General features: G+C 48.9%; 19 protein-coding genes, 1 tRNA gene and 1 pseudogene. 13 read left to right on the top strand and 8 right to left on the bottom strand.

Features of this window, described 5'->3' with window-relative positions; translation table 11 throughout:
* Positions 1-11: 11 nt before the first annotated feature.
* Positions 12-383 carry a ComEA family DNA-binding protein gene (locus DPQ25_RS13345; RefSeq protein WP_242978376.1) on the top strand — a complete coding sequence of 124 codons (372 nt, stop codon included), beginning with the start codon at positions 12-14 and terminating at the stop codon, positions 381-383.
* Between the two features lie 113 nt (positions 384-496).
* Here the strand turns inward: DPQ25_RS13345 and pyk are convergent, their stop codons facing one another.
* A complete protein-coding gene (pyk, locus tag DPQ25_RS13340) occupies positions 497-2,260 on the bottom strand; it encodes a pyruvate kinase (RefSeq protein WP_112333668.1) in 1,764 nt (587 codons plus the stop codon).
* A 621-nt stretch (positions 2,261-2,881) separates the two neighbouring features.
* Between pyk and DPQ25_RS13335 the strand changes: the two genes are divergently transcribed.
* The 3 genes from DPQ25_RS13335 (at position 2,882) to DPQ25_RS13325 (ending at position 7,063) form a co-directional block, all read left to right on the top strand.
* The gene (locus tag DPQ25_RS13335; RefSeq protein WP_112333667.1) at positions 2,882-3,307 is read left to right on the top strand and encodes a MarR family winged helix-turn-helix transcriptional regulator; all 426 of its coding nucleotides are present in this window, start codon (positions 2,882-2,884) and stop codon (positions 3,305-3,307) included.
* Positions 3,308-3,396: 89 nt separating this feature from the next.
* Positions 3,397-5,145 carry an ABC transporter ATP-binding protein gene (locus tag DPQ25_RS13330; RefSeq protein ID WP_112333666.1) on the top strand — a complete coding sequence of 583 codons (1,749 nt, stop codon included), beginning with the start codon at positions 3,397-3,399 and terminating at the stop codon, positions 5,143-5,145.
* Positions 5,132-7,063: an ABC transporter ATP-binding protein gene (locus DPQ25_RS13325; protein WP_112333665.1), complete on the top strand. Its 1,932-nt coding sequence runs from the start codon at positions 5,132-5,134 to the stop codon at positions 7,061-7,063. The genes DPQ25_RS13330 and DPQ25_RS13325 overlap by 14 nt, the downstream gene beginning before the upstream one ends.
* Before the next feature lie 315 nt (positions 7,064-7,378).
* On the opposite strand, the gene DPQ25_RS13320 is transcribed toward DPQ25_RS13325, so the two are convergent.
* Both DPQ25_RS13320 and DPQ25_RS13315 read right to left on the bottom strand, forming a co-directional pair.
* Positions 7,379-8,440, bottom strand: a complete 1,062-nt coding sequence (locus DPQ25_RS13320) for an aldose epimerase family protein (RefSeq protein ID WP_112333664.1) — start codon at positions 8,438-8,440, stop codon at positions 7,379-7,381.
* A 37-nt stretch (positions 8,441-8,477) separates the two neighbouring features.
* Positions 8,478-9,434, bottom strand: coding sequence for an ROK family protein (locus DPQ25_RS13315; protein ID WP_177577111.1), 957 nt, complete (start codon positions 9,432-9,434; stop codon positions 8,478-8,480).
* 230 nt (positions 9,435-9,664) lie between these two features.
* Between DPQ25_RS13315 and DPQ25_RS13310 the strand changes: the two genes are divergently transcribed.
* From DPQ25_RS13310 to DPQ25_RS13275, 8 genes and pseudogenes are all read left to right on the top strand, one after another.
* Positions 9,665-10,342, top strand: coding sequence for a sugar transferase (locus DPQ25_RS13310; protein WP_242978374.1), 678 nt, complete (start codon positions 9,665-9,667; stop codon positions 10,340-10,342).
* Between the two features lie 13 nt (positions 10,343-10,355).
* The gene (locus tag DPQ25_RS13305; protein WP_177577109.1) at positions 10,356-11,222 is read left to right on the top strand and encodes a DUF368 domain-containing protein; all 867 of its coding nucleotides are present in this window, start codon (positions 10,356-10,358) and stop codon (positions 11,220-11,222) included.
* A 127-nt stretch (positions 11,223-11,349) separates the two neighbouring features.
* Positions 11,350-13,170: a translational GTPase TypA gene (gene typA, locus DPQ25_RS13300; protein ID WP_112333662.1), complete on the top strand. Its 1,821-nt coding sequence runs from the start codon at positions 11,350-11,352 to the stop codon at positions 13,168-13,170.
* A 105-nt stretch (positions 13,171-13,275) separates the two neighbouring features.
* Positions 13,276-14,133 (top strand): 3'-5' exonuclease, encoded by an 858-nt coding sequence (locus tag DPQ25_RS13295; RefSeq protein WP_112333661.1) that lies wholly within the window; start codon positions 13,276-13,278, stop codon positions 14,131-14,133.
* 13 nt (positions 14,134-14,146) lie between these two features.
* Positions 14,147-14,985: pseudogene (gene pgeF / locus DPQ25_RS15370) on the top strand (peptidoglycan editing factor PgeF).
* Positions 14,986-15,002: 17 nt separating this feature from the next.
* The gene (locus DPQ25_RS13285; protein WP_112333660.1) at positions 15,003-15,902 is read left to right on the top strand and encodes a radical SAM protein; all 900 of its coding nucleotides are present in this window, start codon (positions 15,003-15,005) and stop codon (positions 15,900-15,902) included.
* 80 nt (positions 15,903-15,982) lie between these two features.
* A complete protein-coding gene (gene trhA / locus DPQ25_RS13280; protein ID WP_112333659.1) occupies positions 15,983-16,675 on the top strand; it encodes a PAQR family membrane homeostasis protein TrhA in 693 nt (230 codons plus the stop codon).
* A 118-nt stretch (positions 16,676-16,793) separates the two neighbouring features.
* Positions 16,794-17,729 (top strand): alpha/beta fold hydrolase, encoded by a 936-nt coding sequence (locus DPQ25_RS13275; protein WP_112333658.1) that lies wholly within the window; start codon positions 16,794-16,796, stop codon positions 17,727-17,729.
* Positions 17,730-17,865: 136 nt separating this feature from the next.
* Here the strand turns inward: DPQ25_RS13275 and hydF are convergent, their stop codons facing one another.
* The 5 genes from hydF to DPQ25_RS13250 form a co-directional block, all read right to left on the bottom strand.
* Positions 17,866-19,071 carry a [FeFe] hydrogenase H-cluster maturation GTPase HydF gene (gene hydF, locus DPQ25_RS13270; protein WP_112333657.1) on the bottom strand — a complete coding sequence of 402 codons (1,206 nt, stop codon included), beginning with the start codon at positions 19,069-19,071 and terminating at the stop codon, positions 17,866-17,868.
* A gap of 12 nt (positions 19,072-19,083) precedes the next feature.
* Entirely contained in the window at positions 19,084-20,502 is a 1,419-nt protein-coding gene (gene hydG, locus DPQ25_RS13265) for a [FeFe] hydrogenase H-cluster radical SAM maturase HydG (protein WP_112333656.1), read from the bottom strand.
* A gap of 57 nt (positions 20,503-20,559) precedes the next feature.
* Positions 20,560-21,615, bottom strand: a complete 1,056-nt coding sequence (hydE, locus tag DPQ25_RS13260) for a [FeFe] hydrogenase H-cluster radical SAM maturase HydE (RefSeq protein WP_112333655.1) — start codon at positions 21,613-21,615, stop codon at positions 20,560-20,562.
* Entirely contained in the window at positions 21,608-21,871 is a 264-nt protein-coding gene (locus DPQ25_RS13255; RefSeq protein ID WP_112333654.1) for a TM1266 family iron-only hydrogenase system putative regulator, read from the bottom strand. Before DPQ25_RS13255 ends, hydE begins: the two co-directional genes overlap by 8 nt.
* Positions 21,872-22,117: 246 nt before the next feature.
* On the bottom strand, positions 22,118-23,008 hold the full coding sequence (locus DPQ25_RS13250; RefSeq protein ID WP_112333653.1) for a DegV family protein: 891 nt from the start codon (positions 23,006-23,008) through the stop codon (positions 22,118-22,120).
* Positions 23,009-23,335: 327 nt separating this feature from the next.
* Between DPQ25_RS13250 and DPQ25_RS13245 the strand changes: the two genes are divergently transcribed.
* Positions 23,336-23,411: transfer RNA gene (locus DPQ25_RS13245), tRNA-Ala, on the top strand.
* Positions 23,412-23,638 lie beyond the last annotated feature (227 nt).

Here is a 23,638-nt window from a genome sequence, read left to right as displayed (position 1 = left end):
GATGTGAAGTTTTGGAAGGTGAAACAAAGCAGCTAAAAGCACTGATCGTGGTAGCAGCAATCTTATGTGCGATGATCATCGGTTACAACGCATTTTTTGTTCCCGATGCCTCCGGCTATCAATATTTTGCGGCCTCGCAGGCTGAGATAGCCGTGGACTCCGGGGCGGATAAGACGGAATCCCCGGCTATAGGGGTGGTTAATATTAATACGGCCTCTGAAGAAGAGCTGGATACGCTCCCGGGAATCGGTCCCGCGATAGCTGCGGAAATTATTGCGTATAGAGAGGAGAACGGGCCTTTCCGATCTCCTGAGGAAATTATGAGCGTCAATCGAATCGGCGAGAAAACCTTTGAGAAAATGAAGGCTTATATCACTGTTTAACGGGTAAAGCGTGACTTTTGACATCAAATAAAATACAGCGCCCTATACGGAATAATCCTCCGCATAGGGCGCTGTATGATTATCCTGTGAGGCATTGACAAACAAGGATTATTTTATAGATTCTTTTTTTTCTTTTCGATTCCACTAAAAACGATGCCGCGTGCGGCGTCTACAGTAACAGCCGTTCCGCTTTTCAAAATTTTGGTCGCGTGTTCGGCGCCGACAATAACGGGTTTTTCCAGGGTCAGGCCCACAATTGCGGAGTGGGAGTTTACGCTGCCTGATTCTGTGATGATGGCTGAGCAGGTTCTCAGCAGTGGAAGCAGGTCGTTATTGGTCTGCGGGAGCACCAGAATGTCCCCGCTTTTGTAGGTTTGCCAGGCATCCTCTTCAGAGGTACAGACGCAGAGGGTGCCGCAAATCGCACTGCCGCCCACGCCGATGCCGGAAACAAGAACATCCCCTACAAGTTGGACCTTTAGCAGGTTCGTAGTACCGGATACCCCGAGCGGCACCCCAGCGGTAATGACGCACAAATCTCCATTTTGTACAAGGGTTTGCTTTCTGGCGACTTCTACAACGTGCTCAAATAGCTCGTCGGTATTATCCTTTTCTTCTACCATAATGGGAATAACTCCCCATGAGAGGTTCATCTGGCGCTGTACCTTTGGTTCGGTGGTTCCACTGATAATGGGGCAGAGCGGCCGGTATTTAGAAATCATGCGTGCTGTTTTGCCCGATTTTGTTACCGTTATAATGGCTGCGGCGCCCAAGTCATGGGCTGTTGTGCAGGTGGCATGTGAAATAGCGGAGGTCACATTGGGTTGTTCTATCACGCCGCGCTTTCGAAAACGCTCCTTATAGTCAATGTCCAGCTCGGTCCGCTCAGCAATAATAGACATAGTTTTCAGAGCCTGGATGGGGTAGTCGCCGGCAGCGGTCTCTCCACTAAGCATAATGGCGCTGGTACCGTCGTAAATGGCATTGGCGACGTCGGTGGTCTCAGCCCTAGTGGGACGCGGGTTTTTCATCATAGAATCCAGCATCTGGGTGGCGGTAATGACCTGAAGACCAGCGTTATATGCTTTTTTAATCAGTTTTTTTTGAATGACGGGAATATCCTCCAGCGGGATTTCAACCCCCAAGTCTCCGCGCGCGACCATGATGCCATCCGAAACACGGATGATTTCATCAATATTATCAACACCCTCGGAGTTTTCAATTTTAGCAATAATCCGAATATTATTGCAATTGTGCTTTTCAAGCAAGGCACGCATATCAAGAATATCCTGCGCGGAACGGGTAAAGGAGGCGGCAATGAAGTCGAAATCCTGCTCTACGGCAAAGGCGATGTCCTTCTTATCCTGATCGCTGATGAATGGAAGAGAAAGCTGGATGCCGGGCACATTAATACCCTTATGAGCGGAGATATTCCCCCCGTTAACGACGGTACAGAGAATATCCGTCTCTGTGCAGGAATCGACCCTCAGCTCAATTAAGCCGTCGTCAATCAGAATTTTAGCTCCGCTGTAGACTTCTGAGGGCAGATGCTGAAAGGTTATTGCGGCAATGGTTTCATCGCCCATAACATCCCGGGTGGTCAGTGTAAAGGTTTTTCCTTCCTGCAAAAACACCTTTGGGGTGCTGAAATCTTTTAAACGAATTTCCGGACCCTTGGTGTCGAGCAGGAGAGCGATGGGGAGCTTCAGCTCTTCACGGATTTTTTTCACAGCCTCAACGCGGACCTTTTGCTCTTGATGCGTTTGATGGGAAAAGTTCAGGCGTGCCACATCCATGCCGGTCAGCATCAGCTGGCGCAGAACGTCGTCTTTATCGGTAGAGGGGCCAAGCGTACAAATAATTTTAGTTCTTCTCATATAATCACCTTTCAAGTGCGCGGGTTTAAGGGCGTCTTAAACCATCTCATCTTCTATCTTTAATACCTTTTTATTATAAATCGCAGCTAAGAAAAATGCAAATCAGTATTTTGTTAAGGAATGGTAAAGGCTTGTCAGCCGCTGCAAAATATTTGTTTTATAAGGCTGTAAACTTTTTGTAAATAGCCGATGCAGCGTAAAATAGGAACAGTTGGAAGCGTTGTTTCTGTGCTGGGGAATATGAATAGAAAATATATTTGTCTCAGCTGCCGGCCCTGGCGCTTTTTAGGACTGGCGAAGAGGAATTTTGTACACAGCTTGGGCGCAATAGGGATTTTAGTATTATAAGCAACGGGTCCGAGCGTTTAACTGTTGGAAAAGGAAGTTTTTGAATGGGAGAGAGTGCCTTTAAAGACCAGAAATCTTCTTCAAAAAGTTTGCCTGATCGCTGTTATAGAAATTAAAATATGACATTTACACAAAAAATATAAATATTTCGCCAATAAAAGCAACTGAACGACGTATTGACAAAATTTACATCTTGCGTTATAATTTTGTACGGTTACGAACGATTTTTAAGCGTTAATATGTCAGTGCTAGAGGAAAGGAGGGGAGGCTCAGGTGGAAAAGGATTGTGGTATGTGGATCAATATCCTATCCCGCAAGATTAAAAAGCGTATGAATGCGAATATGCAGGATTTAGGGCTCACTGGAATGCAGAGCCGTGTCATGCACTATATCCTTGTAAAATACGCCGCTGAGCCGGTTTTTCAACGCGATGTAGAAGGCGCTTTCGGTTTAAGCCGCTCTACGGCAACCGGCATTTTGCAGCTGATGGAAAAGAACGGCCTTATTCTACGGGAGAGCGCGGCCAATGATGCGCGGATGAAAAGTTTGATTCCCACAGACAAAGCAGCGAATCTGGATGCTCAAATCGGGGAGTATCTTCGCCAGACCGAACAGAGGCTTACCAGCGGCCTGTCCAGTGCACAGATCGCGTTGTTTCAGGAGAGTGCTGCGCGTATGTATGCCAATCTCAATGAATAGGCCGCCGGCCTGAAAGTCCTATTAATCATTTTATGCCGGGCCGCCTGTGCCATCAATAAGCGGCGCCATGGTTTGGAGGAATGTAGCACATGATAAAAGTCCTTGCTCGCAGCATACGCGAGTATAAAAAATCGGCTATTTTAACGCCTCTTTTAGTTATCGTTGAAGTGGTTTTAGAATGTATTATCCCTTTTGTCATCGCCAATTTGGTAAATGAAATGCAGGCGGGATGCAGCATGGAGGTTATTGTCAACTATGGCATCCAGCTGGTTGTTATGGCTATTCTGTCGCTGGCTTTCGGCGTTGCGGCAGGTAACACCTGCGCCACGGCTTCCACCGGCTTTGCGCGCAACCTGCGCCAGGATATGTTCTATCGTATTCAGGATTATTCCTTTGAGAATATTGATAAATTCTCAGTTTCCAGCTTGGTTACCCGTATGACAACCGACGTGGTAAATGTACAGATGTCCTTTATGATGATCATCCGTGTGGCTATCCGGGGCCCGTTGATGATGATTTTCTCGTTTATCATGGGCTTTGCCATGGGCGGACGGCTGGCAATGATCTTCTTGGTCACCATCCCGCTGCTGGGGGTGGGGCTGGTTCTGGTTATACGCAAGGCTACGCCTATTTTCCGCCGTGTATTCCGCAAATATGATGCGTTGAATGACTCGGTGCAGGAGAATGTGCAGGCTATGCGGGTTGTTAAAAGTTATGTGCGGGAAGATTATGAAAAAAAGAAATTTACTGCTGCCGCAGAGGATGTTTGCAAAGACTTTACCCGGGCTGAGCGCATTATGGCGCTTAATAACCCCATGATGCAGTTCTGTGTATACGCCGGTATGGTTTTTGTGCTTTCGTTTGGTTCCTATGCGGTTATTACCAGCCGGGGCACGGAAATTGCTGTGGGGCAGATGTCCGCAATTTTGACCTACAGCTTTCAGATTTTGATGAGCTTGATGATGCTTTCCATGGTATTTGTTATGATTACCATGTCGCTGGAATCCGCGGAGCGGATTGTGGAGGTGCTGCAAGAGAAAAGTACCTTGGTCAGCCCGGAGGGCGCCCTTACCGAGGTGGCGGACGGATCTATTGATTTTGACCACGTCAGCTTTAAGTATTCCCAAAAGGCAGAGCGCATGGCCTTGTCAGGCGTAGATCTACATATTCGCTCTGGAGAGCTCATTGGTGTTTTAGGTGGGACAGGCTCTTCCAAGTCCACATTGGTGCAGTTGATTCCCCGACTGTATGATGTTACCGAGGGCTGCGTTAAAGTAGGCGGCAAGGATGTACGCCGGTATGACCTGGACTCCCTGCGCAACAATGTAGCAGTGGTGCTGCAGAAAAACGTGCTGTTTTCCGGCACCATTAAGGATAACCTGCGCTGGGGCAACCCTGAGGCTACCGACGAGGAAATGCTGGAGGCCTGCAAGCTTGCACAAGCCGATGAGTTTATTCAGCAATTTCCGAATAAATATGATACCTGGATTGAACAGGGCGGCTCCAATGTTTCCGGCGGGCAGAAGCAGCGTCTGTGTATTGCGCGTGCGCTGTTGAAAAAACCCAAAGTGCTGATTTTGGATGATTCCACCAGTGCCGTGGACACCCGTACGGATGCGCTGATTCGTCAGGGCTTCCGGGATTTTATCCCTAAAACCACAAAAATTATTATTGCGCAGCGCGTTGCTTCGGTGCAGGATGCCGACCGCATTATTGTAATGGACGGCGGGCGTATCAGTGCTGTTGGCAGCCATGACGAACTGATGAAGACCAGTGAAATCTACCGTGAGGTATATACTTCCCAGAACAAGGCAGGTGATCAAGATGGCGAAAAATAAAAACACGGCCGCTCCTGCAACCACAGCCCGGGGGCAGCGTGCTCCGAAGGGGGTACTGTTCCGGCTGCTGCGCACATTGTTTGAGTTCTACCCGGTGCTGCTGCCCGTCACGTTGGTATGCATCCTGATCAATGCCATCGTCAGCTCCATCCCTTCGATATTTATGCAGAATGTAATTGCCGTTGTTGACGGGGCCTACAAGAGTGGCGATTGGACAGCCGTGGCCGGACAGATTTTTACATATGTAGCTATCTTGGTTGTGATGTATATTATCAGTTTGATCGCCGGTGCTTTTTATACTCAAATGATGGCTATCATTACGCAGGGATCCTTGAAAAAGATGCGTGAAAAAATGTTTAGCCGCATGCAGGACCTGCCCATTAAATACTTCGACACCAATGGCCATGGCGATATTATGAGCTATTATACCAACGACGTGGATACCCTGCGCCAGCTTATCAGCCAAAGCCTGCCGCAGATTTTAATTTCTGGTATTACGCTGCTGACTGTGTTTGGCATCATGATGTATTACAGCATTATCCTTGGCTTGGTTGTAGTGGCCGGAGTAGTCTGCATGGCGTTTGCCGCGCGGGCTATCACCAATCGTTCCTCTAAATATTTCCTGCGCCAGCAGGTTACGATTGCCAAGGCTGAAGCATTTATGGAGGAGATGATGACCGGTCAAAAGGTCATTAAGGTGTTTTGCCATGAGAAGGGCGCCAAGGCGGACTTTGACAAGGTGAACGGCGAAATCTTCTTTAACGCTCGCAACGGCAACCGATTCGCCAACATTTTGATGCCTCTGATGGGTAATATCGGCAATGTTATGTATGTTGTTGTGGCGCTGGTAGGCGGCGCGCTGCTGCTGACGGATGTGCCTAATATCAGCATTTCCGGCATGGTTTTCAGCATCAGCATCGTGGTGCCTTTTCTGAATATGACCAAACAGTTTGCGGGCTCTATCGGCCAGGTGTCTAACCAGATCAATATGGTCATTATGGGCCTTGCGGGCGCGCACCGCATTTTTGCGTTGCTGGATCAGGAACCGGAGGCAGATGATGGTTATGTTACTCTGGTGAACGCAAAAGAAAATCCCGATGGCAGTATTAGCGAGTGCAAGGAGCGCACTAATATTTGGGCGTGGAAGCATCCGCACCATGACGGTACCACCACCTATACCCGTCTACAGGGCGATGTGCGCTTCTATGATGTGGATTTTGGCTACTCGCCGGAAAAGATGGTGCTGCACAACATTTCTCTGTATGCAAAGCCGGGACAGAAGGTGGCCTTTGTTGGCTCCACGGGCGCGGGTAAAACCACCATTACAAACTTGATCAACCGCTTCTATGATATTGAGGACGGCAAAATCCGTTACGACGGCATCAATATTAACAAGATTAAAAAGGCTGATTTGCGCCGTAGTCTGGGAATTGTATTGCAGGATACAAACCTCTTTACCGGTACGGTGATGGAAAACATCCGTTACGGCTATCTGGAGGCGAGCGATGAGGAATGTATCGCGGCGGCGAAGCTCGCCGGCGCAGATGACTTTATTCGCCGGTTGCCAGAGGGCTATAACACTATGCTGCAGGGCAATGGCGCGAACCTCAGTCAAGGGCAGCGCCAGCTGCTCGCCATTGCACGTGCAGCTGTAGCCGACCCGCCTGTAATGATTCTGGACGAGGCAACCAGCTCGATTGATACGCGTACCGAGGCGATTGTACAGCGCGGCATGGATGCGCTGATGACTGGACGTACCGTGTTTGTCATTGCGCACCGCCTGTCTACCGTTCAAAACGCCAACGCTATTATGGTACTGGATCACGGTAAAATTATTGAGCGTGGTACTCATGAGGATCTCATCAAGCTGAAGGGGACTTACTATCAGCTGTATACTGGTGCACTGGAGCTGGATTAGCCTGCGCCTTTACACTGCTGTCCCCGAAGCCGGTTTTGCCGTAACGCGGCTGATCGGCTTCGGGGATTTTTCTTTTACGAAAGCCTAGCGAACCAGTGGTTCCGTATTTGCAGCGGCCAATAATAAGGCGGCGGAATGGTAGAGCGCTATCTTCCGCCATATACAAACCGCCCCCGGCGTAGCTCTCATTCTACATCGGGGGCGGTTTTCTTGTATCTCTGGGAACCTGTGCGTAGTTCCACAGCCGGGCGTTTTAATTCACTGTTTTTTAAGGGAAGGGCTGAAGGAATGCGCTAATTTTTATACCCTAAATAATTACCGGCGCGTTTCAAATTTATAAATTGTAGTGCTCGAATAGGGTTCCCCCGGTTTAAGAAAGTGGAAGGGGAAAGACGGCTGGTTGGGTGAATCCGGATAAAATTGTGTTTCAACGCAGAATGCGCAATGGCTGGTGTGGGTAACGCCGTTTTTACCCCGTGTATTGTCCGTAAAATTGTTGCCAGTATATAGCTGAAGGCCCGGCAAATCCGTAAACATCAGCATAATCCGTCCGCTGGCCTGGTCGTAGACCTCGCCGATCTTTTTGAGCGCCTGCCCCAGAATAAGGGCAAAATTATGATCGTATCCTTTTGCACTTCTGAGAATGGTATCGTTTGCTCGGATATCCTGTCCAATTGTTTTGGCTTTATTAAAATCAAAAGGTGTACCGTCTACGGGAATAAATCTACCGGTAGGAATGAGCTCGTCGTCTACCTCGGTAATATAGTCGGCCTTCAGCCTCAGCTCATGGGAAAGGATCTTTTTGCGGGCATCACCCGTCAGGTTGAAGTAGCTGTGGTTGGTAAAATTGACAGGCGTTTCGGCATCTGTTTCTGCCCGGTAGTCGATAATCAGGGCGTTATCAGTGGTCAATGTATACTGCACCAGGACCTCCAGGTTTCCGGGAAAACCTTCCTCGCCGTCCGGGCTGGTGTAGGAAAAGGTGATGGAGGGCGCATCATCGGAATTATTGCTGGATTTTACCCGCCAGACTTGATTGTGAAATCCGTTTGGTCCACCGTGCAGGCTGTTTCCGTGGTCATTTGCAGCCAGAGTATAGGCGGCATCGCCGATTTTAAAGGAAGCGCCGGAAATACGGTTGGCATACCTCCCAACGACGGCGCCGAGAAAGTCTCCCTGGCGGCAATATTCCTCTAAGGTGTCGTGTCCCAGCACGACATCGCCCAAGGTGCCCTTGCGGTCGGGTACCCATAGCTCGGTAATGCGGCAGCCATAGGAGAGGACGCTGAAAAAGGTGCCGCTGCTGTTTTTTAGTTTGTATTGCTCGACGGTTCGTCCGTCAGGCAGCGTACCAAACCTTCTTACATCAATACTCATTAAAATATCCTCACGATCTTATGAATTGGGGATAGAGCTATTTCCCAAGCAGCGCGGCGCCGATAATACCCGCATCATTGCCCAGAGCCGCCCGGCAAATCTGCGTTTGTTTGGTTGAATGAATGCTGTAGACCTGTGTTTTTAGCAGAGCGCGGACAGGGTTTAAAAGATTATCGCGTTCATTGCTGATACCGCCGCCGATGCATAGAATATCCGGCTGAAAAATATTGATGCAGTTTGCAAGGCCGCAAACCAGCTGGGCAATGTAGCTGTCAACGATTTCCTTTGCCAATGGGTCCCCGGCACGCATGGCATCAAAGGCTGTTCGGCCGGTTACCTGGTTGATATCGCCGTTAGAGAGTGCCCAGAGCGGGCTTGTCTTGTCGCCGGGCTGCTCCAGCATGTGCTCTTTGGTGGAAACGATTAACCCGGTAGCAGAGGCGTAAGCCTCCCAACAGCCTTTTCGACCGCAGTTGCAGGGGCGCCCATTGTGAACAATAACCGTATGCCCAAGCTCACCGCCGGCAAAGTTAGAACCAGAGTAAATTTTTCCGTCAATGATAATGCCGCCGCCAACTCCCGTTCCCAATGTGATAGCAATACCGTTTTTGGCTCCCTTGAGGGCGCCAGCGTGGTATTCGCCGTAGGCCGCCGCATTGGCATCGTTTTCAATCACAACCTCAGCGCCAAGCTTTTTCTCTAATAATTCCTTAAGATGAAAATGGTGTAGATACAAATTGTTGGAAAATTCGACAACGCCGGTGTCACGGTTAACCGTGCCGGGGCAGCCGATGCCCACCCAGGGAATATTTTTGAGTGTGAGTCCGGCAGAGGATAGGGCCTCCAATGCAGTGGCGGCCAAGTCGTCAACCAGGCCTTCCGGTTTACATGGAACGACTGTTTTCCGTTCTGCCCGTGCAATGATTTTGCAGGATTCATCTACTACCCCTGCCGCAATATTGGTACCGCCGAGATCAATTCCTAAATAATACATAATCAAGCCCTCCCGCTGTTTATTACAATTTATGTTATTTAGTATAGCATCTTTTTAACGAATAAGTAAATATTCCTGTGGCCTTATTAGAAAAAAATTGTTAAGAAAGGGCTTATGTGATATAATAAACCAAAATGGGAATGTATGCCTGATTTTAATTCAAGGGTATGAAGAGCGTATATCGGTGAAAAAAGCAGGCCTACTCTAATAACGCCGTCTTTGGAGGAAGTATGAAGCTTCAAAATATGCCAGGTTCGATGCAAAATGAAAAAGTGAAAGAATATGCCGGCCTTTTATCGCATAAAAAATGTAGTTTGTTTTTTAAACGCTTATTCGATATCGTGGTTTCATTTTTAATTTTATTGATTTTGTCGCCGGTTATGCTGGTGCTGGCAATTGCGATCAAGCTCGACTCAAAGGGGCCCGTATTTTACCGTCAGATCCGCGTAGGACGTTATAATAAGGATTTCAAAATTTTTAAATTCCGTACAATGGTGCAGGATGCCGACAAAAAAGGCCTGGCTATTACGCTGAATGAGGATCCAAGAATCACACGGGTGGGGCGGCTGATTCGCAAGTGCCGTCTGGACGAGGTTTCTCAGCTGCTGAACGTACTGGGGGGCAGCATGAGCTTCGTCGGCCCGAGGCCTGAAGTCCGCAGGTATGTGGAAGCGTATTCGCCGGAGGGGATGGCAACCCTGCTGGTTCGTCCAGGGGTCACGGCGCCCTCGAGCATTGTCTTTAAGGATGAGGACAAAATCTTGAATTCAGGCGGTGACCCGGAGCAGATCTATGTGGAGCAGATCCTGCCGGAAAAGACGCGGCTTAATTTGGAATATGTGGCGCGGCTGTCTTTCTGGAAAGATATCAAAATAATGTTTCAAACCCTGCATGCGGTAGCAAAGTAAAGGAGATTGAATGATGGAATTTGCAGTAACAATCCTCTGCGGCGTAGTGATTGGCATCGCTGAAATTATCCCCGGCGTCAGCGGTGGCACCTTGGCGGTGCTGCTTAATATTTACGATAAGCTGATTGGTTCCATCAGCCGCTTAACAAAGAACCTAAAAAAGAACCTGCTTTTCTTGGCGCCTCTTGTGCTCGGCATGGGAATTGGTATTTTTGCTTTTAGTTTTGTTATTTCGTTTTTGCTGGAGCATTTTCCCATGGCGGTCAACTTTTTCTTTTTGGGCCTTGTAATCGGGATTATCCCCATGCTGCTCCGCAGGGCACTGGAAACGCCGTTTAAAGGTGTAAGCCTGGTGGGGTTTGTGGCAATGTTTGGCGTTATGGTGCTGCTGGCTGTAGTGTCGTCACAATCGGGAGCGTCTACCGGAGCAATTGAACAGCTTGACCTTTTGCTGGCGGTCCGCCTCTGCTTGGTCGGGGTGCTCGCGGCGGTTTGCATGATTCTGCCCGGAATCAGCGGTTCTATGATCATGGTTATTTTTGGCACCTATGAGACGGTGGTCAACGCTGTGAAAAATTTAAACATCCTAGTGTTATTGCCGGTTGGAATTGGGGTATTGGCCGGGCTTTTGTTCGGCGCCAAATTAGTGGACTTTTGCCTCCGCCGTTTTCCACAATTTACTTATTTTGCCATTTTGGGTCTGGTTGGCGGGTCTGCAATCCCGATTTTCATGAAGGCCGGCTTTACACTTTCTGTAGCAGAGGGCTGGGTGGCCCTGCTTATGCTCGCAGCCGGCGTATTAGTTTCCTTGTTCTTTACTTCGGAGCGTATGCAAAACAAAGGGAGCAAACAGGAACTTAAGGAAGAAAATGCAGACTGAAGGAGCAATATTTCACAGTGTTTGATAGAGATTCTGCTTGAAATTTAGACAAAAAACAGTTCACTTCTTTGTTGAAATGTGATATACTATTTTTGTTTGTGAATTTCAGAGAAGAGGTAGTAATTAGATGGATCAGAGAACGGATGTAAGAAATATAGCGATTATTGCGCATGTCGACCATGGTAAAACAACACTGGTTGACCAATTGCTGCGCCAGAGCGGAATTTTTCGCGCTAACGAGGCGGTCGCTGAACGTGTGATGGACTCCAATGACCTGGAACGTGAACGAGGCATCACCATTTTGTCAAAAAATACCGCAGTCATGTATAATGATGTTAAGGTTAATATCGTTGATACCCCCGGCCATGCCGATTTTGGCGGAGAGGTCGAACGTATTTTAATGATGGTGGACGGCGTTTTGCTGCTGGTGGATGCCTTTGAGGGGTGCATGCCGCAGACCCGTTTTGTATTGAAGAAGGCGCTGGGGCTTGGTAAAAAGCCGTTGGTCGTCATTAATAAGGTGGATCGTCCAGGGGCACGCCCTGCGGAGGTTGTAGATGAAGTGCTGGACCTGTTTATTGAACTGGGAGCGGATGAGGACCAGCTTGAGTTCCCGGTAGTTTACGCCTCGGGGAAGGGCGGCTATGCCACGGTTGACCCCGGCGAGGAAGGAACAGACATGAAGCCGCTGCTGGATGCGATCCTTCGGGAAATTCCCGCGCCCAAAGGGGATCTTACAGGGCCGGCACAGGTGTTGTTTTCCAATATTGACTATGACGATTATGTAGGCCGCATTGGAATTGGCCGCGTCGAACGCGGTGAGGTCCATAATGGACAGAATGTTGTGCTGTGCCACCGGGATGGGACAACCAAAAATGTCAAAATCACCAAGCTCTACCAGTTTGAGGGCCTGCACCGGGTAGAGGTTGAGGAGGCCAGGCTGGGCGACATCGTTGCGGTCTCCGGTATTGCAGACTTAAATATCGGCGAAACCGCCTGTGCGCCGGAGTGTGTTGAACCGCTTCCCTTTGTTCAGATCGATGAGCCCACCGTGTCCATGATGTTCATGGTGAACAACAGCCCTTTTGCCGGCCGGGAGGGTAAATTTGTGACCAGCCGTAATCTTCGGGAAAGACTGTTCAAGGAAGTTGAGACCAATGTAGCCATGCGTGTGGAAGAGACGGATTCCCCGGACACCTTCAAGGTTTCAGGCCGCGGGGAGCTGCACCTGTCGATATTGATTGAACAGATGCGCCGGCAGGATTTTGAATTTCAGGTTTCTGCTCCACAGGTGATTTATAAAGAGGTCAACGGTAAGAAATATGAACCCATTGAGCTGCTGATGATAGAGGTACCGGACAGTTATGTCGGCGCCGTTATGGAAAAGTTGGGCAGTCGTAAGGCAGAAATCGTCAATATGGGCACAAGGGACACAGGCATGACGCATCTGGAGTTCAAAATTCCAGCGCGTGGCCTGATGGGCTACCGGCAGGAATTTTTAACAGATACTAATGGCAACGGGATTATGAATAATGTCTTTGACGGTTACGAGCCGTACAAGGGAGATATTCAGGAGCGCGCGCAGGGCTCATTGATTGCACATGAAACCGGGGAATCCACCGGCTATGGCCTTTGGTACGCACAGGACCGCGGCCGTCTTTTTATCGGGCCCGGCGTAGAGGTCTATGAAGGCATGATTGTCGGCGTTAGTCCGAAGTCCGACGACATTACGGTGAACGTGTGCAAAAAAAAGCATGTAACCAATACGCGCTCATCCAGTGCGGATGAGGCGCTGCGGCTGACACCACCCACTATTTTGAGCCTGGAGCAGTCACTGGAATTTATTAAAAACGATGAGCTGGTTGAGGTTACACCTAAAAATATTCGTATGCGCAAGACCGTATTGAGCAAGGAACTGCGGATGAAGAAGGCAAGCAAAAACAAATAAGACTCAGCACCAACGGCGGCGGCTGTGGCAAAATAGCTGCAGCGTGCTGCCTGTTTTTATTGGAACCGGTTTTATTTTCAGAAAGGCAGGTGAGGTACAGCCGCGATGCAGTATGTAATTTTAGATTTGGAATGGAATGGAACCTACAGCAAACGCTTAAAGGGTTTTATCAATGAAATTATTGAATTTGGAGCCGTCAAGGTGGACGGAACCCTAAATATTATTGACACCTTTGAGGCGCTGGTGCGGCCTCAGGTTGGCAAGAAGATAAGCGGTAAAATTAAAACCCTTACCAGCATCACCAATGAGGAATTGGAAAAGGGCCTTCAATTTATGCAGGTGACGAGCCAATTTAAAAAGTGGATGGGCGACGCGTTGCTGCTGACATGGGGCACCTCAGATGTTCTGACCTTAATTGAGAACTGCCGCTATTTTTACGGCAGCAATCATATTCCCTTTTTACGGCAGTATATGGACTTACAGGATTATTGCCAGCAGTGCATGGAGTACGACGCCGCCAAGCAAATGGGGCTGACTACCGCCGCGAGCCTGCTGGGGATAGACGGCGCGGGTTTTAACCACCATCGCGCTCTGGGAGACAGTCTGCTGTCCTTGCGCTGTTTCCAAAAGCTCTATGACCCGGAGAGGGTTCAGCGCTTTGTAAAAGAGGCGGATGATGAGTTTTATCGCCGCATGATGTTCAAGACTACTATTTTGTGCGACCTGAATAATCCATTGATTCAACCCGGCGATATGTTGTTTAACTGTCCCCAGTGCGGGCGCCGGGCCCGACGGCTAACCAATTGGCAGTTGAAAAATAAGAGCTACCGCTCCTTGTTTGTTTGCCGGCATTGTCATATGAATTTTTACGGGCGCGTACAGTTTAAATTGAAATATGAAGGGCTTCTGGTGAAAAAATCGATTCTGCCAATTCAGCCAAAAGAAAGCCCGGAAGAGGATTGAGAGGGAATCTTATATGGAGCAGGAGCATCGGGGCAGCATGTGTTACCGGGAAAGGAACGGTGTGGGGTATTTGACCTTTCCGGCGTTTGACAGAGTACACTTCGTGCGGCATGCTTTTTCCACCCGTGTTGGCGGCGTTAGCCCAGCCCCGTTTAATACAATGAATCTCAGCCGTGGGCGGGGAGACAGCGATGCGCATGTGAATCGCAATCTTCACCTGCTGTGTGACGCGGTAGGGGTTGATTATTGCTCGTTGGTTTCCTCCGCGCAGGATCACCATACCCAGATCCGTAGGGTAGGCAGGCGTGAATGTGGCATCGGCGTTCGTTTTCCGGCAGACCGGCAGAGTGTAGACGGGCTTATCACTGATGAACCTGGAGTAACGCTGCTTACGCATTATGCGGATTGCACCCCGTTGTTTTTTCTGGATAGAAAAAACGGGCCATTGGTTTGGCGCATGCCGGCTGGCGTGGGACAGCCGCCCAAATCGGAGCGATTACTGTACAAAGCATGCAGAAGGAATTTTCCTCCGACCCCGCGGATATCCTGGTGGGAATCGGCCCCTCCATCGGTCCCTGCTGCTTCGAGGTAGACCGCGATGTCGCAGAAGCGTTTATGGCCTTACAGACCTTTGAACCAAACGCATTTGTTAAGGCGGGAAGGCCCGGGAAGTATCAAGTAGATCTTTGGGAGGCTAACCGGCGCATTTTGCAGGGAGCGGGGATTTTGGCACAGCATATCACGGTTGGCGGGCTTTGCAGCTGCTGTAATCATAGCTGGCTATGGTCGCACCGGGCCACAAAAGGGGTACGTGGAGGCATGGCTGCGCTGATGCAGCTGTTACCGGAATAAACGGGAAGGACTGCGCTATGGAGATTAAAAATTGTCTTCTTTGCCCGCGCCAATGCGGCGTTTTTAGAAGTGCCGGGGAAGGGAGCGGCTATTGCGGCATGGGGGCTAACGCTGTATTGGCCCGTGCTGCCTTGCATTTTTGGGAGGAGCCCTGCATCAGCGGAACACGTGGATCCGGCGCGGTGTTTTTTACCGGCTGCTCCTTGAAGTGTGTTTATTGCCAGAATTATGAGATCAGCACGGAAAGAAATGTAGGAAAGTCCCTTACGCCGCAGGAGCTTGCCGGTACCTTCCAGCGCTTGGCAGATCAGGGCGCTCATAATATCAACCTGGTAAACCCTACCCATTTCGCGGCGGCAGTCATAGAGGCATTGCGAATCTGGAAGCCAGCGGCTAAAATTCCCGTTGTTTACAATACCAGCGGCTATGAGCGGGTGGAGACTGTTCGCGCACTGAGAGGGCTCGTTGATATTTACTTGCCTGATTTTAAATATGCAGAGAGTCAACTGTCTCTTGCTTATTCTGGGGCTGAAGATTATGCCTTGGTGGCAAAGGCCGCACTGCTGGAGATGGCGGAACAAACAGGGAAGCCTGTTTTTGGATCGGATGGAATGTTGCGCAGCGGCACAATGGTGCGGCACCTGATTCTGCCGGGGCATACCAGAAATTCGCTTATGGTGTTGGAATGGCTGGCAGAGAATATGGGGGAGCGGGCCTTAATCAGCCTGATGGCACAATATGTTCCCTGCGGCAAGGCGCCTGATTACCCGGAACTCAACCGGCGTATTACACAACGGGAGTATGAGAAGGTGCAGCAGCGCCTATTTGAGTTGGGCCTAGACGGTTTTGTCCAGGAGCGTTCATCCTCCAAAAAGGAGTATATTCCAGATTTTAATTTGGAGGGGGTTGCTCCTTGACAAATCATAATATTAATATTATTATATAATGTAGTTATTAAAATTACATCATATATTTTTGATGATCAAAGGAGTAGCTCATGGATAAAATTATGGATAAAAGGGAAGCGCGCGCACAAAAGAGAATCCACCTGGCCTTGCCGAAATACAGCTTGGCGGAGGAGATCACAAACGCTGTCACGCATGGCCTGGGGGTTGCGCTGGCAATTGCAGGATTGGTTGTTTTACTCATCTATTCCCCGAAAACACCGCTGGCGATTATTTCGGTTTGTCTTTTCGGTGCTTCGATGTTTCTTTTATATATGGTGTCTACGCTCTACCACTCGCTGGGGGTCAACCGGGCTAAGAAGGTTTTTCAGGTTTTGGATCATTGTACAATATTTTTCCTAATCGCAGGGACCTATACCCCCATCTCTCTTCTGTGCATTGGCGGCACGGTTGGTTGGGTTTTGGTTTCAATCGTGTGGGGCGTCGGGATATTGGGAACAGTATTGACCGCTGTGGATATGCACCGCTTTAAGGTTTTTTCTATGGTGTGCTATATTGCACTGGGCTGGTGTGTGATTATTTTTATCAAACCCCTGATTGACAGCATGGATCAGACGTCTATTGTTCTGCTGGTAGTAGGCGGTGTTCTTTATACGGTTGGAGCAGTCATCTATGGCTTGGGGCGGAAGGTCCCTTATATGCATTCTGTTTGGCATCTGTTTTGTCTGGCAGGTACCGTCTTTCATTATTTTGTTGTGCTGCGCATCTGTATGTTCAGCGCGTAACGGCACAGCCATATTTTATAGAGGCACACAGCGGGATCACAAAATGTTTACAATTTTTTTAGAGGCTCTTCTTTTGGCGGAGATATAATAGAATTATCAAATACAAGGAGGATTTCATATGGATGTTTTGCACCGGGAAATTTCCTTTGAATCCTGCGTCGAAAACGAACGGATCTTTGTAAGAATTGTAGAGCCCGCGGATCGCTTTCAAATTCGTGGGATTTTGCAAATTGCCCATGGAATGGCCGAGCACAGCTTGGTTTACGTTAACTTTGCGAGGTATATGGCTGAGCAGGGCTTTGCTGTAGCGGTCAACGACCATCTCGGCCACGGAAAATCGGTTTCAAGCGGCGGTTCATATGGGTATTTCGGTGAGGGAGGCTGCCGCAATCTGGTTGAAGATATGCATAAGCTTTCCCATCTATTGCAAGAGGAGTACTCGGAAAAGCCTTTGATTTTAATGGGGCATAGCATGGGTTCCTTTTTGGCTCGTTCTTACTGTGCAAAATATGGAAATGAGCTGGCAGGGGCGGTGTTTATGGGGACCTGCGGCAATCCCGGGAAAGCGGTTTTATCGGTTGAGCGTGCGGTAGCCGAGGGGAAAATTCGAAGGCTTGGAAAAAAAGCGCATGATCCGCTTTTTGCAAAGCTTTCTACAGAGCGCTTTAACCATTATTTTGCCCCGGTCCAAACGCCGAATGACTGGGTTACAAGTGACCTCGGGGAAGCAAAACGTTATACGGAGGACCCGCTGTGCGGCTTTGATTTGACCGTCTCAGCCTACCGTGACATTCTTGACCTGCAAGCGGAAATTTCTGCGCCGGAATGGTTTGAACGTGTTCCCAAAGAGCTCAATATATTCTTGCTTGCCGGTCAAAAGGATCCGGTCGGCAATTTTGGCAAGGGCGTCAGGTGGGTGGCAGAAAAGCTGAAGAAAACAGGGCACCAGGTTCGCTTGGTGCTATATCCTGAGGTGCGCCATGCTTTGGTGACTGAGGTCAACCGCGACGAGGTGTACCAGGATCTACTGGACTTTTGCAATTCTCTTTTATAATTAGTGAAAAGAGCCGCTGCCCGGTATTTTACCGGACGGCGGCTCTTTCAATCATGCTTTACTCGTATGTGACAGGAAACGCTAATTCTTGCAGAGAGTGCAGCTTCAAAGGCTTCTTATTTTCTTTAAAGGTTTATCAAGCTCTAATTTCCCGCAGCATATCGGGAAAAAGCTGAAGGCTTCTTTCTAATATCCCGGTCATTTGCGCAATGGCGGTACCATAATTTGTAAAGGGTACTTGTTGGCTCAGCGTCTGCTTCATGCGGTAACTCATTTCCTTGCCGTTCAGCATACAGCCCCCACAGTGGATGACCAGGCGGTAGGGGCGAAGATCCTCCGGATATTCTTGACCGGAAGTAAATGAAAATGCCAATGTTTTACCCGTATATTTTTTCAACAGCGCAGGCAGTTTGACCGTACCAATATCACCGCATTGGCGGTGGTGGGTGCAGCCCTCGGAGATTAGAATCCGGTCGCCCTCCTGAAGGCGCTTTAAACATGCCGCCCCTTTAACGGCGGCAGCAAGAAACCCCTTATACCGAGCCATTAGAATCGAAAAAGAGGTAAGCGGAATATCCGGCGGTGTTTCGGCGGCTGCCTTGGCAAAAACCTGGCTGTCTGTAATCACCAAATTTGGTTTTCGGCCAAGCGCTTTCAGCGTAGAGCCCAATTCACTCTCCTTTGTGACGATGGCTGTTGCCTCTGCGTCCAGAATATCACGGATAGCCTGCTGCTGTGGAAGAATCAGCCGGCCTTTAGGCGCCGCTTTATCGATGGGAATAACTAGGACAACAAAATCGCCAGGGTGCAGTAGGTCCGCGACAAGGCGGTGGGGGTCTTCTTCGTTTTTTGCCAGTGCAGCAATTCGCTCCTTGAGCTGGTGGATGTTGGTTTTAGTCTGAGCGCTGACGTAGAGCGTATCCGTGCCGGCGGCTGGTAGGGCTGGTAAGAGGTCGCTTTTATTGTAGACGGTCAAGCAGGGGAGGCCTCGCTCTTGAAAGAGCCGAAGGAGCTCCCGATCCGCTTCGCAAAGCCCTGTAACGGCGTCAATGACCAGAACGGCGACATCGGTTTTGCGAAGGACCTGCTTTGTTTTTTCTATACGGAGCTGCCCAAGGGCGCCAATGTCGTCAAAGCCCGGCGTGTCAATAATGGTAACAGGGCCCAACGGCAACAGCTCCATAGATTTATAGACCGGGTCGGTGGTGGTTCCCTTTTGGGCGGAAACAATGGAGAGAGACTGCCCGGTAACGGAATTGACAAGACTGGATTTTCCCGCATTACGTCTGCCAAAAAAGCCAATGTGTGTGCGGTTGGCGGAAGGCGTATCGTTCATGCCCATAGCAGAGCCTCCTTAAAAACGGAAATCGCGCTGTCCGTTTTCAATTTCAGCTAAGTGTGCGCGGGCAATTTCACGGACCTTTTCCTTGGGGATATTATTCAGTTCCTGGGCAATCATTTTCTCGCCAATTGCGCGCGTTGCAGGAGAGGCGTAGTCCATTAAGAACTCCTTGAGTGTCATTAAGGCATTCGGATGGCAGCAATTTTGAATTTGACCGCTTTTACACAGGCTCATAAACCGGTCGCCCGTCCGTCCCTCACGATAGCAGGCGGTACAGAAGCTGGGAATATATCCCATCTCCATCAGCCAGCGCACTACCTCGTCCAGCGTGCGTTTATCGCTGACGTCGAATTGCTCGGAGCTTTCGTCCTCCGGTTCGGGTTCGCAGTAGCCGCCCACGCTGGTGCGAGAGGCGCCGCTGATCTGTGAAACGCCCAGACGGATGACTTTTTCGCGGACGGCCTTACTCTCACGGGTAGAAATAATCATTCCGGTATAGGGAACGGAAATCCGAATTAGTGCGCATATTTTGGCAAAAATGTCATCGCTAATGCCGTTATCAAAGGCACTGGGGTCAATATCGTCCGCGTGCTTAATGCGCGGGACACTAATGGTGTGCGGGCCAACACCGTGAACAGCCTCCAGATGCTCGGCATGCATCAGCAGTCCCGCAAACTCATATTTATACAGCTCCAGGCCAAACAAAACGCCAAGGCCAACATCATCAATTCCGCCTTCCATGGCACGGTCCATAGCTTCAGTGTGATAGGCATAATTGTGTTTGGGACCGGTGGGGTGAAGCCTTTCATAGCTTTCCTTGTGGTAGGTCTCCTGGAAAAGGATGTAAGTGCCGATTCCGGCCTCCTTGAGCTTATGGTAGTTCTCAACGGTGGTAGCCGCTATATTGACATTGACACGGCGGATGGCGCCGTTTTTATGTTTGATGCTGTAGATGGTTTTGATGCATTCCAAAATATACTCGATGGGGTTGTTGACAGGATCCTCACCGGCCTCGATCGCCAGGCGTTTATGGCCCATATCCTGCAAGGCGGTCACCTCGCGGACAATATCCTCCTGTGTAAGCTTTTTTCGTGGTATATGGCCGTTTTGATGGTGATAAGGGCAGTATACACAGCCGTTTACACAGTAATTGGAAAGATACAGCGGTGCGAACATGACTATACGGTTGCCGTAAAAATCCTTTTTAATTTGCTCTGCAAGGTCATAGATTTCCAGAATCTTATCTTCCATATCACAGGCGAGTAAAACGGAGGCTTCACGGTGAGTCAGGCCTTTTCTGAGCCGGGCTTTTTCAATAAGGCTGTCAATGAGTGCGGCATTGTTTTTGTTGGCTTCTGCATAGGAGAGGGTGTCCATGATTTCTTCATGGTTGATAAATTCCTCCGCTTTTAGAGATTTAGGGTCGTACATGGCATTGCTTCCTTTCTTTCTTGTGGGTGAGCATAGGCTTACCCCTTAGATGATTGATTACAGAGCTGAAGCGGCCTTATAGTCGCCGCGGCTTACCACAATTTGATAACCGATGGCTGACATTCTCTTTTTTAGCTCACGCAGCCCCTCGGCTGCTTCAGCGCCGGTTCCCGCCTTATGGTCATATAAAAGGTATTTTTTGCGGACGGACAAGGGGGAGAGGTTGGGCATTACTACGTTAGCGCCTGCTAAAATACCGCGTTCGCGGCCGCCGTCACAAATTGTGGCCAAGGCGGTAGTCGCCGGTAAAAGTATGTGGGGGAACAAAATGCGCAGGACACTAAGCAGAGCAAGCGTTTGGGACAGTGTGCCGGGCGGCTGGTGGGCAAAGGGCGTTTCCTGGTGAGGAATAAAAGGGCCGATGCCAATCATGTGCGGCTCCAGCTCCTTCATAAAAAGAAGATCCTCCCGAATATGGGCGGCGGTTTGTCCCGGCGAACCGATCATCATCCCGCAGCCCACCTGAAAGCCAATTTCCTTTAGGGTAAACAGGCATTGCTTTCGCTGTTCGCCGGAGAGCTCCGGCGGATGTAGCTGCCGGTAATGGGCGCCGTTTGCCGTCTCATGCCGCAGAAGAAAGCGATCAGCGCCGGCAGCATAGTAGGCCCGGTAGCTTTCACGGCTTTTTTCTCCCACGGAAAGTGTAACGGCACAGTCGGGAAATCGATTTTTTATTGCAGAAATCAAGCCGGTCAAAAGGGCATCCGTCCAGAACGGGTCTTCACCGCCCTGAAGGACAAAGGTCCGAAAACCAAGCCGGTAGCCCTCCTCGCAGCAATCCAAAATATCCTCTTTTGTCAGGCGGTACCGTTCAGCATGGCGGTTTCCGCGCCGGATGCCGCAGTAATAGCAGTCGTTTTTACAATAATTTGTAAACTCGATTAAGCCGCGAATGTAGACATCGCGCCCATATACGGAGTGCTGGACCTCGCGAGCCAGAAGGAACAAGGGTTGAAGCTCATCCTCTTTACAGTTTAACAGAAAGCCGATGTCGTTTTCGCTGGGAATGCTTCCCTGTGACAGCGTTTCAAGAATTTTGTGAAGCTTACACATGATCTTCTCCAACTATTTTAGAATAAGCAGCCTTGGCGCTGACGCCGTCAATCCGGCCGATTTTTCCGGACAGAGCGCTGATGATGTCATGCGGTGCATCAACGGCAACGCTGATAATGTTGATGCCTCGAACCCGGTAGGGGACGCCCATACGCCCAATAATGTAGGAGCTGTATTCGTGTAAGACGGAATTTAGCCTTGCTACAGCTTCTTCCTTTTCAACAATGATACCGATAACCGCTACGCGTGTCTCCAAAATCAAGCCTCCTCACCTGCAACAAAAAAACGCCTATCCTTACTAAAAAGGCATAGACGTCTACAAAGACCATGAAAAACACTTATGCCTTCCGCCTTATCAAATCATGCAGCGTCAGTTTAAAAGGGAGTTCTTTGCTGAAAGAAAATCTTACAGCGCAGAAAAAGTCCATTTACAAGCTTACTATAGCATAAGTCCGGCTTATTTGCAAGGCATGGGAATAATAAAACGTAAACGCTGAGCGAATCAGCATACCTTTTTCAGAATACCGACCCCCAGTGGGTAAGGGCCTGTATGAACGCCAATGGTCGCACCGATTTGATAAAGCTCCAGGGTCTTGATATGAGAATACTCCTGGAGAGAGGCCAGCAGGCGGTCTCTAAAGGCGGCCGCTTCCTCATAATCATAGCCGTACCCGACGACAACTGTATAAGCGTCAGGGTTTAACGCATGTTTTACAAAATGCTTTTTAACCATTTCAATGACCTTGTCCTTAGATTTGTTCCGGCTTAGAGCAATGCCGGAAGGGAAAATCTCGCCTTCCTTCAGGGTAATCAAGGGGCGAATGCCGAGACTTTTCCCCACAACGCCAACGAGCTTTCCTACACGGCCGCCGTGTACAAGGTAATCCATACTTCCTATGGTAAAAAAGATGCGCCCGCTGGAACGTATTTCCTCAATGCTGTGAATGGTTTCCTCATAACTCATACCGGCCTTCTGCATTTTTGCGGCTTCCAGGACAAGGATTCCCTGAAGTACGGTGTTTACAGTGGTATCTATAACAGTTATTTTTGCGTTTTCATAATCGCCAAGTAAAAGCTCTTTGGCATTGCAGGCAGCGGCGTAGGAGCCGCTGAACTTAGCGGTAATGCAGAGGCATATAATGGGAATATTCTGCTCTACATAAGGTCTAAAAGCTGCTAAATAGTCTGTAACATTCGGCAGGGAGGACTTTGGAAAGCTGTGGGGATGATCCACCATTTTTTGATAAAAATCTCTTACGGCAATTTCCTCAATTTCCTTCTGGTAGGGCTCTTCTTCAAAGGCGACATAAAAAGGGACAATCTTAATATTGTGTGCTGCTGCGGTTTCGGGGGCGAGGTCACAAGAACCATCGGAAATAATTTGATAATTCATGCTGTGCGTTCCTTTCAGGGTATCATGTTAAAATATTTATATTATAGTATAGATAGGGCAAATTGTCCAGTAGATCTAAAGAGTAAAATCAAATATATTAGTATTAAAAACTAAATAGAAAAGGCGAATGGAAATGTCAATATCTTACAGTTTAGTATGGTGTAATCTATCAAGGATTATGAGACAGATCACATAACAAATTTGATAAAATAGTCATTATATGGATGCTATTTTAAATAATAATACTGAATTTTGATTTTTCCCTTGCAAAATAAAAAAAGGTATGCTATACTTTAAAAGCTGTTTCAAGGAAAGTAAATAAAAAATGGGGCATTAGCTCAGCTGGGAGAGCGCCACACTGGCAGTGTGGAGGTCAGCGGTTCGAGCCCGCTATGCTCCACCACAACAAACAAAACCGAACCATGTGCCGGTTGGCGATGGGTTCGGTTTTGTTTTTATACTCGAAAAGTGAACTGTATTATACTAGGAGAAGCTGTAAGCACGTTAAGCTTACGGCTTCTTTTTAGCTTGTCTAATTGGAAGAAATCCTGTAAAATAGCAGTAGGATTACTTTAGAAATGGAGTATTAAGATGGAGAGAGCCGAATCCAATAGCTTTGAAAAGAAAATC

Source organism: Hydrogeniiclostridium mannosilyticum, assembly GCF_003268275.1.
Lineage (GTDB): Bacteria > Bacillota > Clostridia > Oscillospirales > Acutalibacteraceae > Hydrogeniiclostridium > Hydrogeniiclostridium mannosilyticum.
Note: the sequence above shows the minus strand (reverse complement) of the source record. Positions and strands in the feature narration are given on the sequence as shown.